At 42.6% G+C, this 20,376-nt stretch carries 17 protein-coding genes and 1 pseudogene; 8 read left to right on the forward strand and 10 right to left on the reverse strand.

What is annotated here, in order from left to right:
- Positions 1–2: 2 nt before the first annotated feature.
- From gcvH to ACEWB7_RS01675, 4 genes are all read right to left on the reverse strand, one after another.
- The gene (gene gcvH / locus ACEWB7_RS01660; protein ID WP_104426083.1) at positions 3–377 is read right to left on the reverse strand and encodes a glycine cleavage system protein GcvH; all 375 of its coding nucleotides are present in this window, start codon (positions 375–377) and stop codon (positions 3–5) included.
- A gap of 82 nt (positions 378–459) precedes the next feature.
- The gene (locus ACEWB7_RS01665; RefSeq protein ID WP_312316272.1) at positions 460–1,488 is read right to left on the reverse strand and encodes an AraC family transcriptional regulator; all 1,029 of its coding nucleotides are present in this window, start codon (positions 1,486–1,488) and stop codon (positions 460–462) included.
- A gap of 374 nt (positions 1,489–1,862) precedes the next feature.
- Positions 1,863–3,719 (reverse strand): ABC transporter ATP-binding protein, encoded by a 1,857-nt coding sequence (locus ACEWB7_RS01670; RefSeq protein ID WP_312316275.1) that lies wholly within the window; start codon positions 3,717–3,719, stop codon positions 1,863–1,865.
- A gap of 247 nt (positions 3,720–3,966) precedes the next feature.
- Complete coding sequence (locus tag ACEWB7_RS01675; RefSeq protein WP_125278616.1) at positions 3,967–5,226, reverse strand: mechanosensitive ion channel family protein; 1,260 nt, start codon at positions 5,224–5,226, stop codon at positions 3,967–3,969.
- 430 nt (positions 5,227–5,656) lie between these two features.
- On the opposite strand from ACEWB7_RS01675, the gene ACEWB7_RS01680 reads away from it, so the two are divergent.
- Positions 5,657–5,986, forward strand: a complete 330-nt coding sequence (locus ACEWB7_RS01680) for a hypothetical protein (RefSeq protein ID WP_411580360.1) — start codon at positions 5,657–5,659, stop codon at positions 5,984–5,986.
- Positions 5,987–6,176: 190 nt separating this feature from the next.
- Here the strand turns inward: ACEWB7_RS01680 and ACEWB7_RS01685 are convergent, their stop codons facing one another.
- The 5 genes from ACEWB7_RS01685 to ACEWB7_RS01705 form a co-directional block, all read right to left on the reverse strand.
- Entirely contained in the window at positions 6,177–6,713 is a 537-nt protein-coding gene (locus ACEWB7_RS01685) for a DUF2058 domain-containing protein (protein WP_104426088.1), read from the reverse strand.
- A 15-nt stretch (positions 6,714–6,728) separates the two neighbouring features.
- Entirely contained in the window at positions 6,729–7,403 is a 675-nt protein-coding gene (locus tag ACEWB7_RS01690; protein WP_291360138.1) for a YoaK family protein, read from the reverse strand.
- A gap of 42 nt (positions 7,404–7,445) precedes the next feature.
- On the reverse strand, positions 7,446–8,642 hold the full coding sequence (gene sstT / locus ACEWB7_RS01695; RefSeq protein ID WP_312316279.1) for a serine/threonine transporter SstT: 1,197 nt from the start codon (positions 8,640–8,642) through the stop codon (positions 7,446–7,448).
- Positions 8,643–8,955: 313 nt separating this feature from the next.
- Positions 8,956–10,704 carry a SulP family inorganic anion transporter gene (locus tag ACEWB7_RS01700; protein WP_175967711.1) on the reverse strand — a complete coding sequence of 583 codons (1,749 nt, stop codon included), beginning with the start codon at positions 10,702–10,704 and terminating at the stop codon, positions 8,956–8,958.
- 206 nt (positions 10,705–10,910) lie between these two features.
- Complete coding sequence (locus ACEWB7_RS01705) at positions 10,911–11,231, reverse strand: ArsR/SmtB family transcription factor (protein WP_179992606.1); 321 nt, start codon at positions 11,229–11,231, stop codon at positions 10,911–10,913.
- 292 nt (positions 11,232–11,523) lie between these two features.
- Here ACEWB7_RS01705 and cysK point away from each other — a divergent pair, with 292 nt between their 5' ends.
- The 5 genes and pseudogenes from cysK to ACEWB7_RS01730 all read left to right on the forward strand — a co-directional run bounded on the left by cysK (position 11,524) and on the right by ACEWB7_RS01730 (position 16,081).
- On the forward strand, positions 11,524–12,522 hold the full coding sequence (cysK, locus tag ACEWB7_RS01710) for a cysteine synthase A (RefSeq protein ID WP_175967709.1): 999 nt from the start codon (positions 11,524–11,526) through the stop codon (positions 12,520–12,522).
- A gap of 263 nt (positions 12,523–12,785) precedes the next feature.
- A pseudogene (locus ACEWB7_RS01715) lies at positions 12,786–12,866 on the forward strand (hypothetical protein); the annotation flags it as partial.
- 36 nt (positions 12,867–12,902) lie between these two features.
- A complete protein-coding gene (locus ACEWB7_RS01720) occupies positions 12,903–15,395 on the forward strand; it encodes a heavy metal translocating P-type ATPase (protein ID WP_411580371.1) in 2,493 nt (830 codons plus the stop codon).
- The gene (gene cueR / locus ACEWB7_RS01725) at positions 15,395–15,829 is read left to right on the forward strand and encodes a Cu(I)-responsive transcriptional regulator (protein WP_104426096.1); all 435 of its coding nucleotides are present in this window, start codon (positions 15,395–15,397) and stop codon (positions 15,827–15,829) included. Before ACEWB7_RS01720 ends, cueR begins: the two co-directional genes overlap by 1 nt.
- 54 nt (positions 15,830–15,883) lie before the next feature.
- Positions 15,884–16,081, forward strand: a complete 198-nt coding sequence (locus ACEWB7_RS01730; RefSeq protein ID WP_312316285.1) for a heavy-metal-associated domain-containing protein — start codon at positions 15,884–15,886, stop codon at positions 16,079–16,081.
- Between the two features lie 53 nt (positions 16,082–16,134).
- Here ACEWB7_RS01730 and ACEWB7_RS01735 read toward each other — a convergent pair whose 3' ends face one another.
- Positions 16,135–16,743, reverse strand: coding sequence for a TetR/AcrR family transcriptional regulator (locus ACEWB7_RS01735; protein WP_005235816.1), 609 nt, complete (start codon positions 16,741–16,743; stop codon positions 16,135–16,137).
- Positions 16,744–17,306: 563 nt separating this feature from the next.
- Here ACEWB7_RS01735 and ACEWB7_RS01740 point away from each other — a divergent pair.
- Positions 17,307–19,088 carry an acyl-CoA dehydrogenase C-terminal domain-containing protein gene (locus tag ACEWB7_RS01740; protein WP_411580361.1) on the forward strand — a complete coding sequence of 594 codons (1,782 nt, stop codon included), beginning with the start codon at positions 17,307–17,309 and terminating at the stop codon, positions 19,086–19,088.
- A gap of 78 nt (positions 19,089–19,166) precedes the next feature.
- Complete coding sequence (locus ACEWB7_RS01745) at positions 19,167–20,342, forward strand: thiolase family protein (RefSeq protein ID WP_312316371.1); 1,176 nt, start codon at positions 19,167–19,169, stop codon at positions 20,340–20,342.
- Positions 20,343–20,376: the final 34 nt, after the last annotated feature.

Consider the following 20,376-nt stretch of genomic DNA (forward strand, 5'->3'; position numbering starts at 1 on the left):
GCTTATAGGCCAGCTTCATATTCTGTATTAGACAGTAGCTTTTCTACATCTGCCATATTGTCCGGTTTGATTTTATAGATCCAGCCTTTGCCGTACGGGTCATCATTAATGAAGTCAGGATCATCTTCAAGCGCAGCATTGATTTCAACCACTGTACCAGAGACAGGTGCATGAATATCAGAAGCAGTTTTCACTGATTCAACCACGCCAGCCTGTTCGCCCGCAGTAATATGTGAGTCAAGATCTGGTGCTTCTACATAAACCAGATCACCTAATGCATCCTGTGCATGGTCGGAAATACCGGTCACAACAAGATCACCCTCAATGCGTACCCATTCATGCGTACTTGCGTACTTTAATTCTGAAGGATGATTCATTGATAACTCCCTAAAAATCTTAAGATCATTTTTGATATGTTTTATACATTCTTTTTGGCCAAAACAAAAGGTTTATCCGTGCTTATAAATAAGGATCTTTACGCCAGTTGCTCGGGCTACGACCACTCCAGCGCTTAAACGCCCGACTAAAATTGGCCACATCACTATAGCCAAGTTCATCAGCGATCTGCTCTAGAGTAAAGTCTGTACGGGATAATAAGGAAGTGGCATGCCGGTAGCGCACTTCATCCACTAGCGTAGAGAAAGAAGTACCTTCAGCGGCCAACTGACGCTTTAAGGTTCGATCCGATATATGCAGCCGTTCAGCTACGCTTTCAATACTCAGATAATGCTGTTCGGAATGAGTCAGAATATCCCGCACCCGCATGGCAATCCGGTGTCGTTCACCAAGTGCAGATAATTCAGCTTCACATTGGTTAATCGCAATCTGGCTGGCAATTGGATCGGCATGTACCAACTTGTTCATCAGGTAGCTTTTATCAAAGCTTAAAATTAAATGCGGCTGTTCAAAACGGAACTGGTGCGTAGGAAATTTCGCCATGAAGCGTTCAAAGCCTTCCGGCTTTTTGAAATCAAAGTCGATTTCTCCGTTCGCATCGTTAACCCCGGTAATGGCTTTGGCCATACTGATCAGGCCAATCATCAGGGCAATTGAAATTTCGGTACGAAGCGGTTCAAGCTGAATATCAGTTTGCAGCTGTACCGTTGCCTTAGCGCCAAAGGTCGAGAAAAATAGCTGCAGGAAGGGTAAACGTAACTGAATGAATCGGTTCGCTAGCACCAGAGCTTCGGTAATATTATTCGCCGTCATGATGGCATAACCGATAAAGCCATGAATTGAAATCCGCATCTGGGTACCTAAGTGATAACCCAATGTCGGTTCACCAGTGAGTTTCAGGGCATGCTTGACCAGTTCATTGGCCACAGGGGTCGGAATACGGTAATCAGGATCTGCCAACTGTTCACTGGTCAGGCCAAAAGGCTTAAAAAGCGACTCATTATTATACCCCCAGCGGGAAATGACATCGAGAAGCAAGAGACCGTATACACCTGGAATACCTTGGTCTTGGCGTGGAGCTATTGTTTTCATGCGCGATCCGTTGCACTCATTCAAATTTTTTTATTTTCACTTCATATTGGCATGAAAAAGCCATTTTCTTGATAAAAATTGTTGGACAAAGCTGCGGCAATTTCCACAAGCAGATTTCAATCAACTTCAAGCAGAGTAGCCTAATTTAAAGTTGGAAATCAATGTAAACCAGAGATATTTTAGGGATTTAATTTTAAGGCTACAAGTTTCTTCTAGTTCAAAACAGGATCACTTTTAGGAAAATCTAGACTTAAAAAATGCTTATGGAATAGATGATATTCCCATAAAAGCAAACCGAAGCATGGCTATTCAAGTGACTCAAATAGAATGCTTCGGTTTCTGTTGTAGAGCTTAGCTACTACTGGATAGAGCGATTATGCTTCGTGTAAGTTATCAGTTTTGACATGTTGCTGTACCAAGAACCCGCCTGTTTGACGTTGCCATAATTGCGCATAGATCCCGTTTAAGGCAACCAGTTCATCATGCGTACCTTGCTCGGCAATTTTACCTTGATCCATCACAATCAGACGATCCATCTGCGCAATGGTAGAAAGACGATGCGCAATGGCAATAACCGTTTTACCTTGCATCAAGTCATCTAGACTATTCTGAATAGCCGCTTCGACCTCAGAATCCAGAGCACTGGTGGCTTCATCCAGAATCAGAATCGGTGCATCTTTCAGGAATACCCGGGAAATGGCAATACGTTGACGCTGTCCACCAGAAAGCTTCACGCCACGTTCACCCACATAGGCCTCATAGCCTCTACGGCCACGCAAATCAGTCAGATTTGGAATGAATTCTTCTGCTTTGGCCTTGCGTACAGCTTCAAACATCTCTTCATCAGTTGCATCCGGACGGCCGTATTTAATATTTTCAGCCACGGTACGATGCAGTAAAGACGTATCCTGAGTGACCAGCGCAATATTTTTACGCAAACTGTCCTGAGTGACATCGGCAATATCCTGGCCATCAATCAGAATACGGCCCTGATTCAGATGATAGAAATGCAATAGCAATTGAATCAGAGTCGATTTACCAGCTCCAGAACGCCCCACGATCCCGATTTTTTCACCTGGGCGAATGGTCAGATTAAACTGGTCAATGACCGGTTTTTCATTATAGGCAAAAGTGACATTATCGAATTTAATCTCACCGTGTTTTAGCTCCAGTTCTTTCGCATCTTCTTTGTCTTGAATATTGATCCGACGACCTAGAGTTTTCATCCCGTCCTGAATGGTACCGACATTTTCAAACAGGGCAGAGGTCTGCCACATCATGAACTCGGCAATACTATTCAGCTTTAATACCATCGCTGTAGTGGCTGCAATAATCCCGAGCTGCGCTTGACCTTGCATCCAGAGCCAGATTGCAGTACCCAGCACACCTGCATATAGCACAACACTCAGCATCAGAATGCTGATTTCGTATTGAGCGCCCAGACGCATTTGCTTATACACCGTAACCATAAATTCCTGCATAGAGGATTTGGCATACTGGCTTTCACGACCCGCATGCGCAAACAATTTTACGGTCTGAATATTGGTATAGGCATCAGTCACACGTCCGGTCATGACTGCACGCGCATCCGCTTGTAAGGACGAAATCTTGCTTAGTCTTGGAATGAAATAGCAGGCAGCACAGATAAACAGTAATAACCAGACCATAAGCGGCAAGATAAGTAAAGGTGAAATGGCACCCAAAACAATATTGATTGTGACGAAATAAATCAACACATAGGCCAGCATATCGCCCAAAATGACCCAGAATTCCCGGATCGCCAGCGCCGTTTGCATGACTTTGGCGGATAAACGTCCGGCGAAGTCATTATGGAAGAAGTCCAAACTCTGTTTGAGCAATAAATTATGGAAGCGCCAACGCAGACGCATCGGGAAATTACTGTATAAAATCTGATGCTTGATCAGGGACTGGGCACTGGCAAACAGGATATTGGCCAGCAAGATAATACTCAATAAGGTCAGGTTGCTGGCATGTTGATCTAAAAAAGTCTCTGGCTGACTTTGACTCAACCAGTTCACCAGATCACCAATTTTTGAATACAGTAAGGCCTCAAAACTGGCTGCACCTGCGGTACACAATACTAGAATCAGCAAATAACGGCGTACCCCATAAGCTGCTTGCCAGACAAAGGGGAAAAACCTGGTGGGTAAAGGTTGATTCAGGTTTTTGGTGGGATAGGGGTCTACCAGCCGTTCAAGCCATCGAAACATTAACGTACTCTTATCATGTATTTTCTTTGCGGAAATTATAAAGGATTCTGCTTTTTGAAGTCTGAATTTGAGTGAAATTGCCACAAATGTTTAACTAAATCAAACTTTAGGTTGCAGAGCAGAAACTCATGCCAGATTTATGCCAGCTGATATGAAAACTAAAAATAAGAGCTTGAAATCGTTTTAAATACTGAGAATAAAAAAGCCCGAAATAGAGATTATGTCGGGCTTAAGTTAAGAGGTTAGTTTAAGTGATAATCGGAGATGAAGAACTCGCGTTAAAAGATTCTTTAAAATCACTTCCAGAAGGCGCCTGATAAACTTTCAATCCAAATTCCGGAATAATCGCCAGAATATGGTCCATGATATCTGACTGGATATTCTCATACTCTGCCCAAACCGTCGTATTGGTGAAAGCATAAATTTCCAGTGGCAAACCTTCGCTGGTCGGTTGTAACTGACGCACCATCAATGAGAAATCTTTGGCAATACCCGGATGCTGTTGCAGATAAAATTCCAGATAAGCGCGGAACGTTCCTAAATTGGTCAGACGGCGCTGGTTGTATTGTGAATGATGCTGGAGCTGCTGGTTAAACTTCTCTAGTTCTTCTGATTTGGTATTCAGATATTGATCCAGCAGGATAAAATTTTTCAGCTTGTTCTGTTCTTCAGCCGTCATGAAATGTACGCTGGTTTGATCAATATGAATTGAACGTTTGATCCGGCGGGCACCCGCTTCCTGCATGCCGCGCCAGTTTTTAAAGGTATCAGTCACCAGTTTATTGGTCGGAATCGTGGTCACAGTCTTGTCAAAGTTCTGCACAGTCACGGTATGTAATGACATATCAATGACATCACCATCGGCATTCAGGGTCGGCATTTCAATCCAGTCACCAATACGAACCATGTCATAAGATGAAATCTGAACCGAAGCGACCAGTGACAGAATGGTATTTTGAAAAACCAGCATCAGAACAGCGGCCATCGCACCAAAGCCAGCGAGCAAGGTGAATACATCTTTTTTCAGGAAAGTGCCTAAAATCATCAGACCACAAACAATGAAGATGATCAGCTTAACCAGCTGTAAATAACCTTTAATCGGCTTGTTGCGTGACTTGGGATTGCGCTGATAAATCAGGTTAAAGATATTCAGTAATTCACCGAGCGCCAGAGCAATGGTCAGGAAAATAAATGCCTGAGCACCCATCTGTACAAAAGTTTGTACCTTGTCGGATAAATGGGGAACTGTGGTAATCCCGTTCATAATCACGATTGCCGGAACAATATTGGAAATCCGGCGAATCACACTATGTTCAGCAAAAATCTGATTATTGGCAAAGGGCATTTTGGAAATCAGTTGACGGATGCCACGTACAACAATCTGTTTGGCAAACACATTGGCAAGGATGGCCAGTAAAATCACAATACTCAGTGAAGATAACATTTCCAGCCAAGGGTACTGATCGGCCCAATCTCGAATATTCTGAATAAAATTAAACTGTTCCAACTGATCTTTCTCTTTAACTCAAAAAATTTGTTAGAGTTTATAGGTTTAAACGCAATTTTTTAATCCAGGATAACCTTTTAAAACATATCTTTCTTAGAGACTGCGAACTTAATCACTATTCAGGCATTTGTTTTTATTTTATCGGAATAGTTTTTTCTTCCTTGAGATTAATTCAGATTGAATAAATAGATGAAAAATTGATCGGTTTCTGACTAGAAAATGTGAAAAATTGATATAACAACCTAACTTGGTATTCCTATGCTTCTTTTTAAACTTTAAAAAATTAAAAAGGTCAAAGTGAATTAAAGAATTTGGTATAGCGTTTATTATATTGATTCAATATAACTTAATTTTTATTTTACATTTTATATACTTACTTCTTTTAAGGGATAGTGCTAGGATTAAAATCATATAATCTTAATCATTAAAAATGAAAAATCTTCAAATAGTTATAGCACAAGCTCTACATTCCTATGAACTGGAACATATTGAGCAATCAATAAGCCATGAAATTAATAACACTATATTAGAGATAGTGGTTAATGATGAATCTTTTGAAAAAATTGATGGTTACTTGTATTCAAAGAAAGATCCGAAAAAAATCCTTAAAAGCTCTATACATTATGTAATAGCACTCTTAGAAAGAGCAAAGTATAGTGTAGAAAAAGCTCAGCAAAATAACGTGAGTCCTTTGCATATCTGCTTATACGTGAATAAGAAAATTGAGGGATTTATTGAATATTTACAGACTAAATTTTAGTGATTAGCGCTTTCATTTAAGGCCTATTATATGAAATCTTAATTTTCCAAATAGGATTTGAATTGAGTGAAATTTGCTATCTATTAAAACAAGAATATGCAAAAGGAAAGCTGACATAGACTTAATAAAACAGATTAAAAAAACCGGCAAATATACCGGTTTTTTATTTATGCTTTTAAGGGAAATGTGCTTACCACATTAAATCATCTGGAATCACATAGGCTGCATATGGATCTTCTTCATCAGTGGTTTCTTCATTTTTCTCTGAATTATTCACGATGATAAAGCCTTCCATTTTCGAATTGATACGATCTGCCAGAGCTTTAGGCAGGAAAGCGTAACTCTCATTTTCACGCGCAATCACCAGACTGCCAGCGACCAGTGCATTATAGATCTGCTGGTTGATATAAACTTTCTTGATCTTGCTGTCATCAATAAACTGATAACTGATCTCGCCATCCGTATCGCGGATTTTATGCTGGTTAATCATCTGCATGATGGCAGCTTTAAGTTCTTTTTCCTGCAACTGGGCTTTTTTCGCCTGTTCAATCGCTTGGTCTTTAGCCAGCTTTTCCTGTTTGTCCTGCTCAATCTTTGCCTTGATTTCGGCTTCTTTACTGTCGCCTGTGCGCTTTTCATGTACAGCCTGTTTAGACAGTTTTTTGGCTTTTTTATTATCGACCAGGCCTGCTTTTAACAATTGCGCCTGTAATGCATTTTTAACCATGAGAATTTCCAGAAATTAGTCGTGTTGATGTCGATAACGTAAATAGATCACCCAATAGGTCAGGCTAAGCAGCAGGCTTAACACTGTAGGGACCAGGAATGCATTTAATTTTAAATAAGGATAAATCCAGCTGGCAAGTATGCCACCCATTAAAAAGCCGACCAAGATCAGCATATGCAGGATCACTTTACGGGATTCTACTACCAGACCACGCAGGCGATAGCCCATAGCCAGACCTAAATCGGTCAGTACACCAGACAGATGTGTGGTCCGGATAATTGCACCTTTATAATGGCTGACCATGGCATTTTGCACGCCCATCGCGACACAGGCCCATAACAAGGCATAACGCGGGAAATAGGGCAATAATAGCCAGCAAATGAATATAAAAAAAGCCACCAGGCTTAAAGGATAACCATACAGGCGTCCCAAGCGAAAGTGACTATTTCCTAAAATCAGCCCGCTATACATCGAGCCAATTACATAACAGAGAGTAACCAGAATCAGATATAAAATCTGACGCGGTTGCCAGTCCAGCAGCGCCATTGCCAGCATACTGACATTACCGGTCATATGTGAAACAGACTGATGCAACACGGTCACCAGTCCTAATACATTAATCATTCCAGCATTTACCGCAAGGAAGAATGCACCCAGTTGAACCCACGATGGTAAACGCTGTAATGGCATGGCAATATCATTAGCAAAACATCTTGATTCTTCAATATAAAATCAATCTGTAGCGCGGTCTACTGCTGTAGTAAATAAAACATCGGTAGATGAGTTGAGTGCAGTCTCGGTAGAGTCCTGCAATACACTGATCACCATACCAATCGCCACCACTTGCATTGCGATATCTGAAGAAATCCCGAACAGGCCACAAGCCACGGGAATTAGCAATAGTGAACCACCAGCCACACCTGAAGCACCACACGCAGACACAGTTGCCACGATAGAAAGAATTAGCATAGTGGTGAAGTCAACATTAACACCTAAAGTATTTACTGCAGCTAAAGACAACACGGTAATCGTCACTGATGCACCAGCCATGTTAATTGCTGCACCTAAAGGAATTGCTACGCTTGAAGTAGTCTCTTTCACACCTAAGCGTTTTGCCAAGTCCAGGTTTACCGGAATATTGGCAGCAGAACTGCGGGTAAAGAATGCGGTAATACCACTTTCACGTAAGCAGGTAAACACCAGTGGATACGGATTGCGACGGGTAATGAAACCCACCATTAACGGGTTAATCACCAAGGCTACAAATACCATGGTACCCAGCAGAACAGCTAATAAATGCGCATAGCTGGTCAAGGTATCTAGGCCCGCTTCAGCAAAAGTCACAGCAACCAGACCAAAAATACCCACTGGCGCAAAGCTGATCACCAGACGAATTACATAATTGATTGCATTGGCAGCGTCATTTAAACAGGTTTTAGTTGTGTGTGATGCATGACGGAAGGCAATTCCTAACGCAATTGACCATGCCAGAATTCCAATAAAATTCGCTTCAGCAATGGCAACCACCGGGTTCGCTACAAAGCTCAGCACCAGATTTTTGAGAATTTCACCTAGGCTGCCTGGCGGCTGTAAATCACCTTGCGCTGTAATATCCAGGAACAATGTGCTTGGAAATAAAATACTGGCGATCACAGCGCTTAATGCTGCCAGGAACATGCCGACAGCATACATCAGCATAATAGGTCTTATCGTTGAATTGGTCTGGCCAACCTGGAAATTTGCAATTGATGCAAGAACCAGAATGAAAACCAGAACTGGCGCGACGGATTTTAGTGCCTTAATAAACAGATCACCCAACAGGCTTAAGGAAGGTGCAGCTTCAGGAAATAACAGAGCCACACCAACGCCTAGAATAATGGCGATGATGATTCGGGAGACTAAACTCAGACGCGATAGGGCAGAAAACATAAGGTTGCCTTGTGAAAATTACGAGGGCTAAATGCGAAAAAAATTTGCGTTATTTTATACTTAAATTAAGGATCGCTTAAAATATATTTTTAGATAATATTTAAGTGACTGAAAATTAATAAATAATTAAGATGATTTTTTATCTTGATCGTATTATTTCCATACAAAATTCCTAGAAAAAGCCAGATTCAATGATCGGTTTTTAATCTTTATTTTTTAGATAAATATAGAATTTAAATCAATCATTTCCAGTTATATTTCAGTTCAATTCTTTGCATGACAGCATGTTTATCATGCAAAGAATTGAAAAATCTTAAATCATATAATGTTGAGGCTTTTCGAAGATTTCCGGTGCCAGATCCTGAATTGCCTGAAAATGGGTTAGATAAATCCGGCCACTCAAATGTGTCATGAGTTTGGAGGCCTGCAAGCGGTCAAATACCGGGCCTTTCACTTCTGCAAAATGCAGGCGAATATTCAGTTTGGACAATTCAGCATTGAGCTCTTCCAGTGTTTCCAAGGCACTCAAGTCAATCGCACTGATACTGGAGCAGTTCAAAATCACATGCTCTAACTTGTCATTTAAACTTAACTGATTAATCAGATAACCTTTTAAGGTATGCGCATTTAAAAAACTTAGGTTTTCATCTATACGCAGAGACAAAACCCGATCAGAGGTCATCACCTGATGACGCTGGATATTCCGGAAATGCTGGGTGCCTTCGACCAGACCCACGACTGCAATATGAGGGCGGCTGATGCGCCATAGCATAAGAATAAAGGTCGAAATAATCCCGACGATTAGACCGGTAGTAATATCCAGTAATACCACACCAAAAAAAGTAATCCACATGGCAATGCCATCAGCTTTGGAATAACGCCAGGCATCGACGAAAGGCTGGAAATTGACCAGTTTCCAGATAGACACAATAATGGTTGCAGCCAGAATGGTCAGCGGCAGATCCTCAAAGAAGCTGGTAAAAAACAGACTAACCACGACAATCAATAAAGAAGACAATACGCCAGCCAAAGGTGTTTTGGCGCCAGCGTCAGCATTAACCACAGTACGTGACAGACTACCGGTTACAGGAAAGGCGGAGCTGATTCCGGCACTGATATTGGCTACACCGAGCGCAATCAGTTCCTGATTACTGTTCAAATTGCTACGCTGCTGTAGCGCCGTTGCCTGAGCAATAGAGAGAGATTCTACAAAGCTGATCATGGCAATCATGCTGGCACCCGGTAATAAGGTCATCACCAGTTCCCAGTTCCAGTGCGGGAAAGACAAGGGCGGAAAGCCTGAAGGAATTTCTCCGACCGTTTTAATGCCTTGAACTTTTAAATCCAAAAACAGAACGGCAGCAATACCGAGAAAAACCAGAATCAATGGAACCGCCCGAACCAGAAAATCAGTCGAACCGATCCGGCTTTGTACTGCTTGAGATTTTAATAGTTTCGGCAGATAAACCAGTAAACCGATAGAAAGCAGGCCAAAGATCAGACTCGGGAGATGCAAAAGTGGTAAATATTCAATCAGGCTTTTCACCAGCTCGGGAATATTATTGGCTTTTAAAGGCAAATCCACCAGAAACTTGAACTGACCAAAAGCAATCAATAGAGCCGAAGCAATAATAAAACTCTGAATGACCGGATGGCTGATCAGCTGAATTAAAAAGCCGAAACGGAATACACCTAAAAGCAGGGAAATAATGCCGACCATCAATGCCAATAAAGTTGCCGCTTCAATATAGACCGGAGAACCCACTTCAAATAATGGATTCAGTGTGGCAAAGGTCATCATGGAAATGATGGCTACTGGTCCAATCGATAAGGTCGTACTGCCGCCCAATAAGGCATAAATGATCATTGGTAGAATACTGGCATAGAGTCCCATAATCGGTGGCAAACCTGCCAGCATGGCATAGGCCATCCCTTGGGGTACCAGCATCGCGACGACAATCAGGGCAGCCAGTACATCTGATTTTAATTTCACTGGGCTGTACTGACTTAACCATGACCAGGCAGGGAGTCTATTGAGCAGTCTAGACTTAAAATTTGGCATATACAGGTCTAAATCACAAATATAGATATATTATGCACAAATTCTGCTAAGAAGTCTTAGGATATAAATAGGTGATCATTCACATTTTAAAAAATGAATGAGAGGACAAAGGATCAAGGCAAAAGACTTAAAACTCTCAGTAGAGAAAATTTAAATCAGGCAGATCGCTTTAAAATAAAACAGGACGAATGAGGTAAATTGCAGCTTTAAGCGACTGCTTGATTTACACAGTAGATTTGATAAAGCTTTTTTAACATTTCTACCAGGTTCTGGTCTTTGATCGAATAATAGATCTGTTTACCGTCTCGACGGGTATTTACCGCATCGCTTTTACGCAAAATCATGAGCTGCTGAGACAGGGTTGGCTGTCTGATCTCGGTAATCTCTTCAATTTGAGAGACATTCAGTTCATTTTGGGAGAGATGACATAAAATGAGCAGTCGGTCCGTATTGGCCATTAACTTTAAAATACCGACAACCTGTTGAGCTGAATCCCGCATCGCGGCAATTTCAAGATCGGTTTTCATTTACTATGTCCATTTATACAATTACAGCCCGCGAATTATACGACTCGAACAGCATGAATTGATGGATAGAAAGCGTGAATTACTATGGTTTTTAATGAATTGTGTTATCAAGAATAGTTATAATTTACTAATTAAAATATAAGATAATTTTATCGTGTTCCGGTTTTTTTAGGAAGAAGATGTTTCATTTCAAACTGCTATCGTGATTCCATCTTGTTTCAGGCATCTACAAAGCCGGAAAATGCTTGTATCATGTAAATACATCTTGGCGAATAACATCAAGGATATTCTAATGACTACAGATTCAGCTTTTCCAACACCTGCCAATTTAGGTATCGCGGTTTATAGCAATAATGCAGAGGCAATTGGTAATACCCCTCTGGTTCGTATCAATCGTGTCATTTCAGGCGGAGCGACTGTACTTGCGAAAATTGAAAGCCGTAACCCGGCATTTTCGGTGAAATGCCGTATTGGCGCAGCCTTGATTGCTGATGCAGAAAAGTCAGGTAAATTGAAGCCGGGCATGCACATTGTTGAGCCAACCAGTGGTAATACCGGTATTGCGCTGGCATTTGTAGCAGCGGCTAAAGGCTATGATATTACCTTAACCATGCCATCCAGCATGAGTATTGAACGCCGTAAAGTGGTGAAAGCATTAGGTGCTAATTTAGTACTGACAGATCCAGCCAAAGGCATGAAAGGCGCGGTAGAAGAAGCACAACGTCTGGTGAATGAAAATCCTGAACTGTATTACCTGCCACAACAGTTTGAAAATCCAGCTAACCCAAAAATCCATGAAGAGACGACCGGTCCTGAAATCTGGGAAGCGACTGCAGGTAATGTCGATATTCTGGTAGCGGGTGTAGGTACAGGCGGTACGATTACCGGTATTTCACGCTTTTTTGAAAAAGTGAAAAACAAGCCGATTTATTCAGTTGCTGTAGAGCCTGCTGAATCTGCCATTATTGGTCAGGCAAAACGTGGTGAGACACTCACTCCAGGACCACATAAAATTCAGGGTATTGGCGCGAACTTTATTCCAAAGAACCTGGATCTGGATCTGGTAGATGAAGTGATTGCCATTACCAGTAGCGATGCAGTGGAATGGGCACGTAAAACTGCGACTCAAGAAGGCATCTTGGTGGGTATTTCAAGTGGTGCTGCAATGGCTGCAGCTGCGCAACTGGCTGCACGTCCTGAAAATGCAGGCAAAAATATCGTGGTGATTCTGCCAGATGGTGGTGAGCGCTATTTATCTTCAATTCTTTTTGAAGATATTTCTGCTGAGTAAATATTTAACAAATTAGTTTCACTAAATCTCGAAAAAGCCTGAAGTCATCTTTGGGCTTTTTTATTGGACTTTATGCCTTCATATAATGAAAGATCAAGAATTTAAACCAGAAGCTTGACCTTCCCATTATGGTAATGTTTAAGCTATGTATAGGTAGTGAATGGGTGAATGGAGAGCGCAGAATGAATACACCAGCAACCACACAGTTGTACGAACAGCAGGTACAGATTTCAGGAATGACCTGTGCCTCTTGTGTCGCACGTATGGAAAAAGCCTTAAAGAAAATTGAAGGTGTGGTGGAAGCGAACGTTAATCTCTCCACTGAACAGGCTTTTTTAAAAAGTGAACAACCTATTCCTGCAACGCAACTCGTCAATGCTATCAATAAAACCGGTTTTGAAGCCGTGATCCAGCAGTTTGATTTAAATATTGAAGGCATGACCTGTGCGTCTTGTGTAGCTCGTGTTGAAAAAGCCTTGAAAAAAGTCGATCAGGTACTGGATGCGCAGGTTAATCTGGCAACCGAAAAAGCTCATGTCACTGCAATTCGTCCTCTCGCTGTTTCCCAACTGGTTAAGGCGGTACAAAAGGCCGGCTTTGATATTCAAACCGACCGAATTGAACTGGCTATTGAAGGAATGACCTGTGCCTCCTGCGTAGCACGTGTAGAAAAGGCCTTGAAAAAAGTCGATCAGGTAAGTGAAGCACAAGTCAATCTCGCCACTGAAACAGCTTCGGTCAAGGCGCCGCATAGTCAGCTTCCAGCTTTAATTGCTGCCGTCGAAAAAGCTGGATATAACGCCCATGAAAAATTAGATACACAGGCTACCGATGCCCAGACGGCATTTCAGGAAAAGAAAACCGCTGAAACTGAACAGCTAAAACGTGACTTATGGTTGGCGCTAATTTTAGCTGTTCCGGTGTTTATTCTGGAAATGGGTTCACACCTGATTCCGGCTTTTCATCACTGGATTGCACATACGCTAGGTACTGAAAACAGCTGGTATATCCAGTTTGTACTGACGACTCTGGTTTTGCTGATTCCAGGACGGCGGTTTTATCAGCATGGGATTCCGGCATTATTCCGACTGGCCCCCGATATGAATTCTCTGGTTGCCGTGGGAACAATAGCCGCTTATGGATTTTCCTGTATTTCCACTTTCTTTCCGCAATTATTGCCGCAAAGCACTGTACATGTGTATTTCGAAGCGGCGGCTGTGATTGTTGCCTTGATCTTACTGGGACGTTATCTGGAAGCTCGAGCCAAAGGTAAAACCTCTGAAGCGATTCAATATCTGGTTGGCTTGCAGCCAAAAACTGCTCGAGTACAGCAAAATGGAACCTGGGTTGATCTGAAAATTGCTGATGTACAGCAGGGCATGCTAATCGAGATTCGTCCGGGTGAGAAAGTCGCAGTTGATGGTGAAGTCGTTTCTGGTCAAAGTTATATCGATGAAGCCATGATCAGCGGTGAACCTTTAGCGGTGGCTAAACACGCTGGGGATCGGGTAATTGGCGGAACGGTGAATCAGAATGGCACTTTGCAGATCAAGGCGACTGCGGTCGGTCAAGATTCCGTCCTGGCTCAGATCATTCATATGGTGGAACAGGCACAAGGCGCAAAGCTTCCGATTCAGGCAGCTGTCGATAAAGTGACCTTATGGTTTGTGCCGGCTGTGATGCTTCTCGCGACTTTGACTTTTATTGTCTGGTTCCTGTTGGGTCCTGAACCGAATCTGACTTATGCACTGGTCAATGCTGTTGCAGTACTGATTATTGCCTGTCCTTGTGCAATGGGCCTGGCTACGCCAACATCTATTATGGTCGGCACCGGCCGGGCAGCAGAGCTGGGTGTCTTGTTCCGTAAAGGCGAAGCATTGCAACTCTTGCAGCAAACCAGAGTTGTGGCGGTGGATAAAACCGGAACCTTAACTGAAGGGAAACCAGCCCTAACCGATTTTGCAGTGACATCTAATTTTGAGCAGCAAATAGTATTGCGAATGGTCGCAGCAGTGGAAGCCAAATCCGAACATCCCATTGCTCATGCGATTGTGGAAGCTGCGAAAGCACAACAGTTGCAACTACCTGAAGTCAGTGATTTTGATTCAATCACTGGTGCAGGCGTGAAAGCTCAAGTTTCAGGTCAGCAAATTCATATTGGCGCAGAACGCCTGATGCAGCAATTGGGCTTAAGTGTCGATATTTTTAAAGAGAAAGCACAACAGTTAGGCGAGCAGGGACGCACGCCTTTATATGTCGCGATAGATCAGCAGTTGGCTGCCATTATTGCTGTGGCTGATCCGATTAAAGCCACAACCTATAGTGCGATTCAGGCCTTACATGATCAAGGCTTAAAGATTGCCATGATCACCGGTGATAACCAGCATACTGCACAGGCCATTGCCAGTCAGTTGAAAATCGACCATGTCATTGCTGAAGTTCTGCCTAATGAAAAAGTCGATGCGGTACGCCAGCTCCAACAGCAACATGGCATCGTGACTTTTGTCGGTGACGGGATTAATGATGCACCTGCCTTGGCTCAGGCCGATGTTGGAATGGCAATAGGAACTGGTACGGATGTCGCAATTGAAGCAGCAGATGTGGTGCTGATGTCAGGAAATTTACAGCATGTGGCAACCGGTATTGGCCTGAGTCAAGCAACCATGCGCAATATCAAACAGAACCTGTTCTGGGCCTTTGTTTATAATATTGCCTTGATTCCGATTGCTGCAGGTCTACTATATCCATTCTTCGGTATTTTGTTATCACCGATGTTTGCAGCAGGTGCAATGGCCTTATCCTCAGTTTTTGTGGTCAGCAATGCGCTTCGGTTAAAGACTTATCAGCCGATCCAGTTGAAGGAGGCAGTGTAATGAATATTGGACAGGCCGCGAAACGCTCCGGGATCTCGGCCAAAATGATCCGTTATTATGAAGATATCGGTTTATTACCCAATCCTAAACGTAGCGATTCGGGTTATCGTATCTATAGTGACGATGACATCAAGACTTTAAGTTTTATTCAGCATGCGCGTGAACTGGGTTTTTCTTCTGAACAGATGAAAGAATTGCTCGGCCTGTGGCTGAACGATGCCAGACACAGCAGTGATGTCAAACAGTTGGCGCAAAAGCATATCGAGTTACTGCAACAGAAAATTGCGGACATGCAAAATATGATGAAAATTTTGCAGCAATCGGTTGCACAGTGTGCTGGAGATGAGCAATCTGACTGTCAGATTCTGAAACAGATTGAGCAGGGTGTGTCACATGGGCAAACTGCACATACGGCTATCAAAGCAGATCAATAGCCTTGAATTAAAATTCGCTTAACCCAAATTTAAACTGATCAAAGGGAGATCAAGATGAAATTCCGTATTGAAAATATGACTTGTGGTGGTTGTGCACGTAGTGTGACGGCAACCATTCAGGAGCTGGATGAAAATGCTAAAGTAGATGTTGATGTGGTCAGCAAAATGGTGGAAGTTGAATCGAGTGCAAGCGAATCTGAGATTATCGCGGCATTAACTGAAGATGGCTTCCCGCCTGAAACTATGGTTTGATATTCACTATTTAAAAAATAATTCTAAAATGCCTAATCATGATTAGGCATTTTTTATGAAACTGCCGATATTTTATCTGGCGTCATCAATGCCTGATTAATATATAGCTTAATCAGGCGTTCACGCGAACCAATCGCTTTTTGATAACTGGTCGAATTTAATAATAATGAAGCGCCGTAAGTGACCGTCCAGATATAAGATAAATAATCCCGGATTGACATGGCACTGTCTAAAGATACTAGATAATCATGGGTCATATCTTTAATGCGGATAATTCGTTCTTCACGAATACGATAGAGTTCCTGAAATAACTCTTTCAGGTTTTTTTCATTATTGGTTAAACGCTCTTCAATAACATGCAGCAAAATAGTCCGGTTTGAATTGAGCATGTGATAAAGCATATATTGCGAAACATAATTTTTAATATCGTTATTATATTTATCGGAAATTGCCAGAATTCTTTTTTCATTCAGAATGATGAGTTCTAAATATAACTGGTTCTTGCTTTTAAAATGCTTGTAGATGGTTCCTTTGGCGATGTCTAGTTCTTCAGCAAGTTCACTCAAGGTGATGTCCTGATTATTATCAAGCAGTAGACTTTCCGCCATGCTCAGGATCTTCTCTTTACGAAGAAGGAAGTTCTGCTGTCTTACAGTCGTCATCTTCTTGACTCATCATTTTCGAAAAGGAACCTACTAAGAATATGCTATTTTCACATGTATAGCTATAAAACTAAGGTCGTGATATTTATCTAAATTTGTATATTTATTCAACATTTCTTGTAGAAAAAAGTCATATACAGCTGCGCTAAAAATATTGTCAAGAAAATTGAACCCTTGAGATCAACTTTGCTAAATAAAATTCCATTTTCAATATATTTGATTTATGGTTTTAGGGCATAAAGCTGAATCATATTTTCGTTTTAAACCCAGACCAGACAAGGTTTAGCGAAGTGAAGCCAGAGTCATTTTAACAGCTTAAATTTTTCATTCATCAATGGATTTAAGTTTTAATGATTCAGTAAATACCAGAGGTATAAAGTTTTTGATTTTAAATTTTATATCGCTAATTTATGTCAATGAATTCATCGCCAGATTAATTCGATATGATGATTTTTGAATGACATGCATGGATTCGAGCAAAAATCCTCAAAATATTTTCTCGAATCCATAATGAAAAAATACTCAGTAACAGAATTGAGTATCACCAGTGAAGGAATATGAAAATGCCTATTTATAATGCGCCGCTAAAAGACATGGAATTTATTTTAAATGATGTGTTTCAGGCCGAACAATTTTGGCAAGATAATGAAAATCTTGCACATTTAGATATGGCAACTGCAAATGCAATTCTGGAGGAGATGGCCAAGTTTTCCAAGAATGTGATTCTTGATCTGAACCGCCCTGCAGATGAAGAAGGTGGTGCTCAGTTTAGTAATGGTGAAGTGAAAACACCTGCAGGCTTTAAAGAAGCTTTCAAACAGTTTGCTGAAGGCGGCTGGGTGGGGCTGGGCGCACCTGAAGAATGGGGCGGTCAGGGCATGCCAAAAATGCTGACTGTACTTGCAGACGAAATGATCTGGAGTACCAATCCCTCTTTCATGCTTTACCCGCTGTTAACCGTGGGGGCTGGCATGGCGATCAATGACCGTGCTTCGCAGGAGCAGAAAGAAACCTATCTGCCAAAATTCTATACGGGTGAATGGTCAGGCACGATGTGTTTAACTGAGCCACATTCAGGGACAGATCTGGGCATTATCAAGACCAAGGCTGAACCAAACGAAGATGGTTCATATAACATTACCGGGACCAAAATCTTCATTACCAGCGGTGAGCATGATCTGAGTGAAAATATCATTCACCTGGTACTAGCCAAAACACCGAACGCGCCAGCAGGTTCACGCGGTATTTCTCTGTTTATTGTTCCAAAATTCCTGGTCAATGCAGACGCTTCACTCGGTGAGCGCAATGCAGTCGCTGCTGGCTCGATCGAACATAAGATGGGCATCAAAGGCTCGGCAACCTGCGTCATGAACTTTGATGGTGCCAAAGGCTATATGGTGGGCAATGAAAATGAAGGTCTGGCGGGCATGTTCGTGATGATGAACTACGAACGTTTGTCGATGGGGATTCAAGGCATTGGTGCGGCAGAATTTGCTTATCAGAATGCAGCTCAGTATGCGACTGACCGTTTACAGGGCCGTGCCTCAACCGGTGCAAAATCACCAGAAAAACCAGCCGATTCGATTCTAGTCCATGGTGATGTACGCCGTATGTTGCTGAATGTACGTGCCAATAATGAAGCTTCTCGTGCTTTCGCAGTCTATGTCGGTCAGCAGCTGGATATTACCAAATACTCAACCGATCCAGAGGCAGTACGTAAAGCAACCGATCGTGTGGCTTTGTTGACGCCAATTGCCAAAGCCTATCTGACTGATAAAGCCCTAGATGCTGCGCTGGAAGCGCAAATGTGCTTCGGTGGTCATGGCTATATCCGTGAATGGGGCATGGAACAATGTATCCGTGACCTGCGCATTTCACAGATCTATGAGGGGACCAATGGGGTGCAGGCAATTGACCTGATTGGCCGTAAAACTACGAAATGTAAAGGTGCATATATTGCAGAGTATATTGCAGAAATCCGTGAATTTGCCCAAAGTCTAGATGATGCCTTAACGATTAAAAAGGCAACCTTAGATACCTGTCAGCAACTGGAAGATATCACCAATTTTATTGTTGAGCAGTCTCAGCAGAATCCTGATTTCGCCAACTCGATTGCTGTGGATTATCTGCATGCGGTAGGTTTGTTGAGCTTCGTCTATATGTATGCACGTATTAGCAAAGCGGCGTCTACCAAAGAAGAGAGCTATTTCCAGAATAAACTGGTATTGGCAAATTACTATATTGCTAAAGTACTCCCGGATTTGAGTGCGAGAATTCAACGCATTCAGGCAGGTGCAGAGCTGGTGATGCAATTGCCAGAAGAATATTTCACTGCACAAGCCTAAACCCGCAAATATTGCGAAGGACAAACACTGTAGAGCTATCACTTTGCAGTGTTGATAACAATGATGTTAAAGGATGAAATTAGAATGATTGTAATTGTAGAAGCTGTACGTACCGCGATGGGTGGTTTTCAAGGCTCACTTTCAAGCTGTACGGCACCAGATTTGGGTGCTGTAGTGATCAAGGAAGCGGTAGCGCGTGCAGGTCTGGCAGCCAATGATATTGATGAAGTGATCATGGGTTGCGTACTGCCAGCTGGCTTAAAACAGGGGCCGGCACGTCAGGCTATGCGTCAGGCAGGCCTGCCAGATTCAACCGGCGCGACCACGATCAATAAAATTTGTGGTTCAGGTATGAAAGCCGTGATGCAGGCTGCGGATGCGATCAAGGCGGGTTCGGCAGAAATCGTAGTGGCGGGCGGTATGGAATCCATGTCGAACGCACCGTACTTAATGGATAAAGCTCGTGCCGGTTTCCGTATGGGCCACGGCAAAGTAACGGATCATATGTTCCAGGAAGGCCTGGAAGATGCTGAAACTGGTCTATCTATGGGCATCCTGGCACAAGAAATGGCGGACAAGAAAGGCTATACTCGTGAACAACAGGACGATTATGCAATTGGCTCTTTAAATAAAGCCGTGACTGCTGTTCAGCAGGGCTTCTTCAAAGATGAAATCGTGCCAGTTACAGTCAGCACGCGTAAAGGCGATGTGGTGGTTGAGCAGGATGAACAGCCACTGAATGCCAAAGCAGACAAAATCCCATCTTTACGTCCGGCATTTAAAAAAGACGGTACGATTACTGCGGCTAATGCCAGTTCAATTTCCGATGGTGCTTCCGCACTGGTTGTAACATCGAGCGAGATTGCAGCACAGCGTAACCTGAAACCTCTAGCGAATATTCTGGCTTATGCCAGCCATTCACAACATCCATCAGAATTCACGATTGCACCGGTGGGCGCAATTGAAAAAGTACTGAAGAAAACTGGCTGGAATGCAGCTGATGTGGATCTATGGGAAATTAATGAAGCTTTCGCGATGGTGACCATGGCAGCGATTGATGCCTTTGAACTGGATCCTGCCAAAGTGAATATTAATGGCGGTGCTTGTGCTCTAGGTCATCCACTGGGCTCTTCAGGTTCTCGTATCATTGTGACCCTGATTCATGCCTTGAAACGTACTGGCGGCAAAAAAGGTATTGCAGCGCTATGTATTGGTGGCGGTGAAGCAACAGCGATTGCGGTAGAACTGGTTTAAGTTCATTTAGATGAGATAGCGATGCTTTTGGTAA

Origin of the sequence: Acinetobacter sp. NIOH-H-8 (assembly GCF_046635365.1) — a bacterium.
Classification (GTDB): Bacteria; Pseudomonadota; Gammaproteobacteria; order Pseudomonadales; family Moraxellaceae; genus Acinetobacter.

Excerpts from the sequence above, each read along its gene's own strand:
- ACEWB7_RS01700 (WP_175967711.1), bottom strand. The coding sequence starts at position 10,704 with ATGCCAAATTTTAAGTCTAGACTGCTCAATAGACTCCCTGCCTGGTCA.
- ACEWB7_RS01740 (WP_411580361.1), top strand. The coding sequence starts at position 17,307 with ATGCCTATTTATAATGCGCCGCTAAAAGACATGGAATTTATTTTAAAT.
- ACEWB7_RS01665 (WP_312316272.1), bottom strand. The coding sequence starts at position 1,488 with ATGAAAACAATAGCTCCACGCCAAGACCAAGGTATTCCAGGTGTATAC.
- ACEWB7_RS01735 (WP_005235816.1), bottom strand. The coding sequence starts at position 16,743 with ATGACGACTGTAAGACAGCAGAACTTCCTTCTTCGTAAAGAGAAGATC.
- sstT (WP_312316279.1), bottom strand. The coding sequence starts at position 8,642 with ATGTTTTCTGCCCTATCGCGTCTGAGTTTAGTCTCCCGAATCATCATC.
- ACEWB7_RS01685 (WP_104426088.1), bottom strand. The coding sequence starts at position 6,713 with ATGGTTAAAAATGCATTACAGGCGCAATTGTTAAAAGCAGGCCTGGTC.
- ACEWB7_RS01730 (WP_312316285.1), top strand. The coding sequence starts at position 15,884 with ATGAAATTCCGTATTGAAAATATGACTTGTGGTGGTTGTGCACGTAGT.
- ACEWB7_RS01680 (WP_411580360.1), top strand. The coding sequence starts at position 5,657 with ATGAAAAATCTTCAAATAGTTATAGCACAAGCTCTACATTCCTATGAA.
- ACEWB7_RS01670 (WP_312316275.1), bottom strand. The coding sequence starts at position 3,719 with ATGTTTCGATGGCTTGAACGGCTGGTAGACCCCTATCCCACCAAAAAC.
- ACEWB7_RS01690 (WP_291360138.1), bottom strand. The coding sequence starts at position 7,403 with ATGCCATTACAGCGTTTACCATCGTGGGTTCAACTGGGTGCATTCTTC.
- cysK (WP_175967709.1), top strand. The coding sequence starts at position 11,524 with ATGACTACAGATTCAGCTTTTCCAACACCTGCCAATTTAGGTATCGCG.
- ACEWB7_RS01705 (WP_179992606.1), bottom strand. The coding sequence starts at position 11,231 with ATGAAAACCGATCTTGAAATTGCCGCGATGCGGGATTCAGCTCAACAG.
- gcvH (WP_104426083.1), bottom strand. The coding sequence starts at position 377 with ATGAATCATCCTTCAGAATTAAAGTACGCAAGTACGCATGAATGGGTA.
- cueR (WP_104426096.1), top strand. The coding sequence starts at position 15,395 with ATGAATATTGGACAGGCCGCGAAACGCTCCGGGATCTCGGCCAAAATG.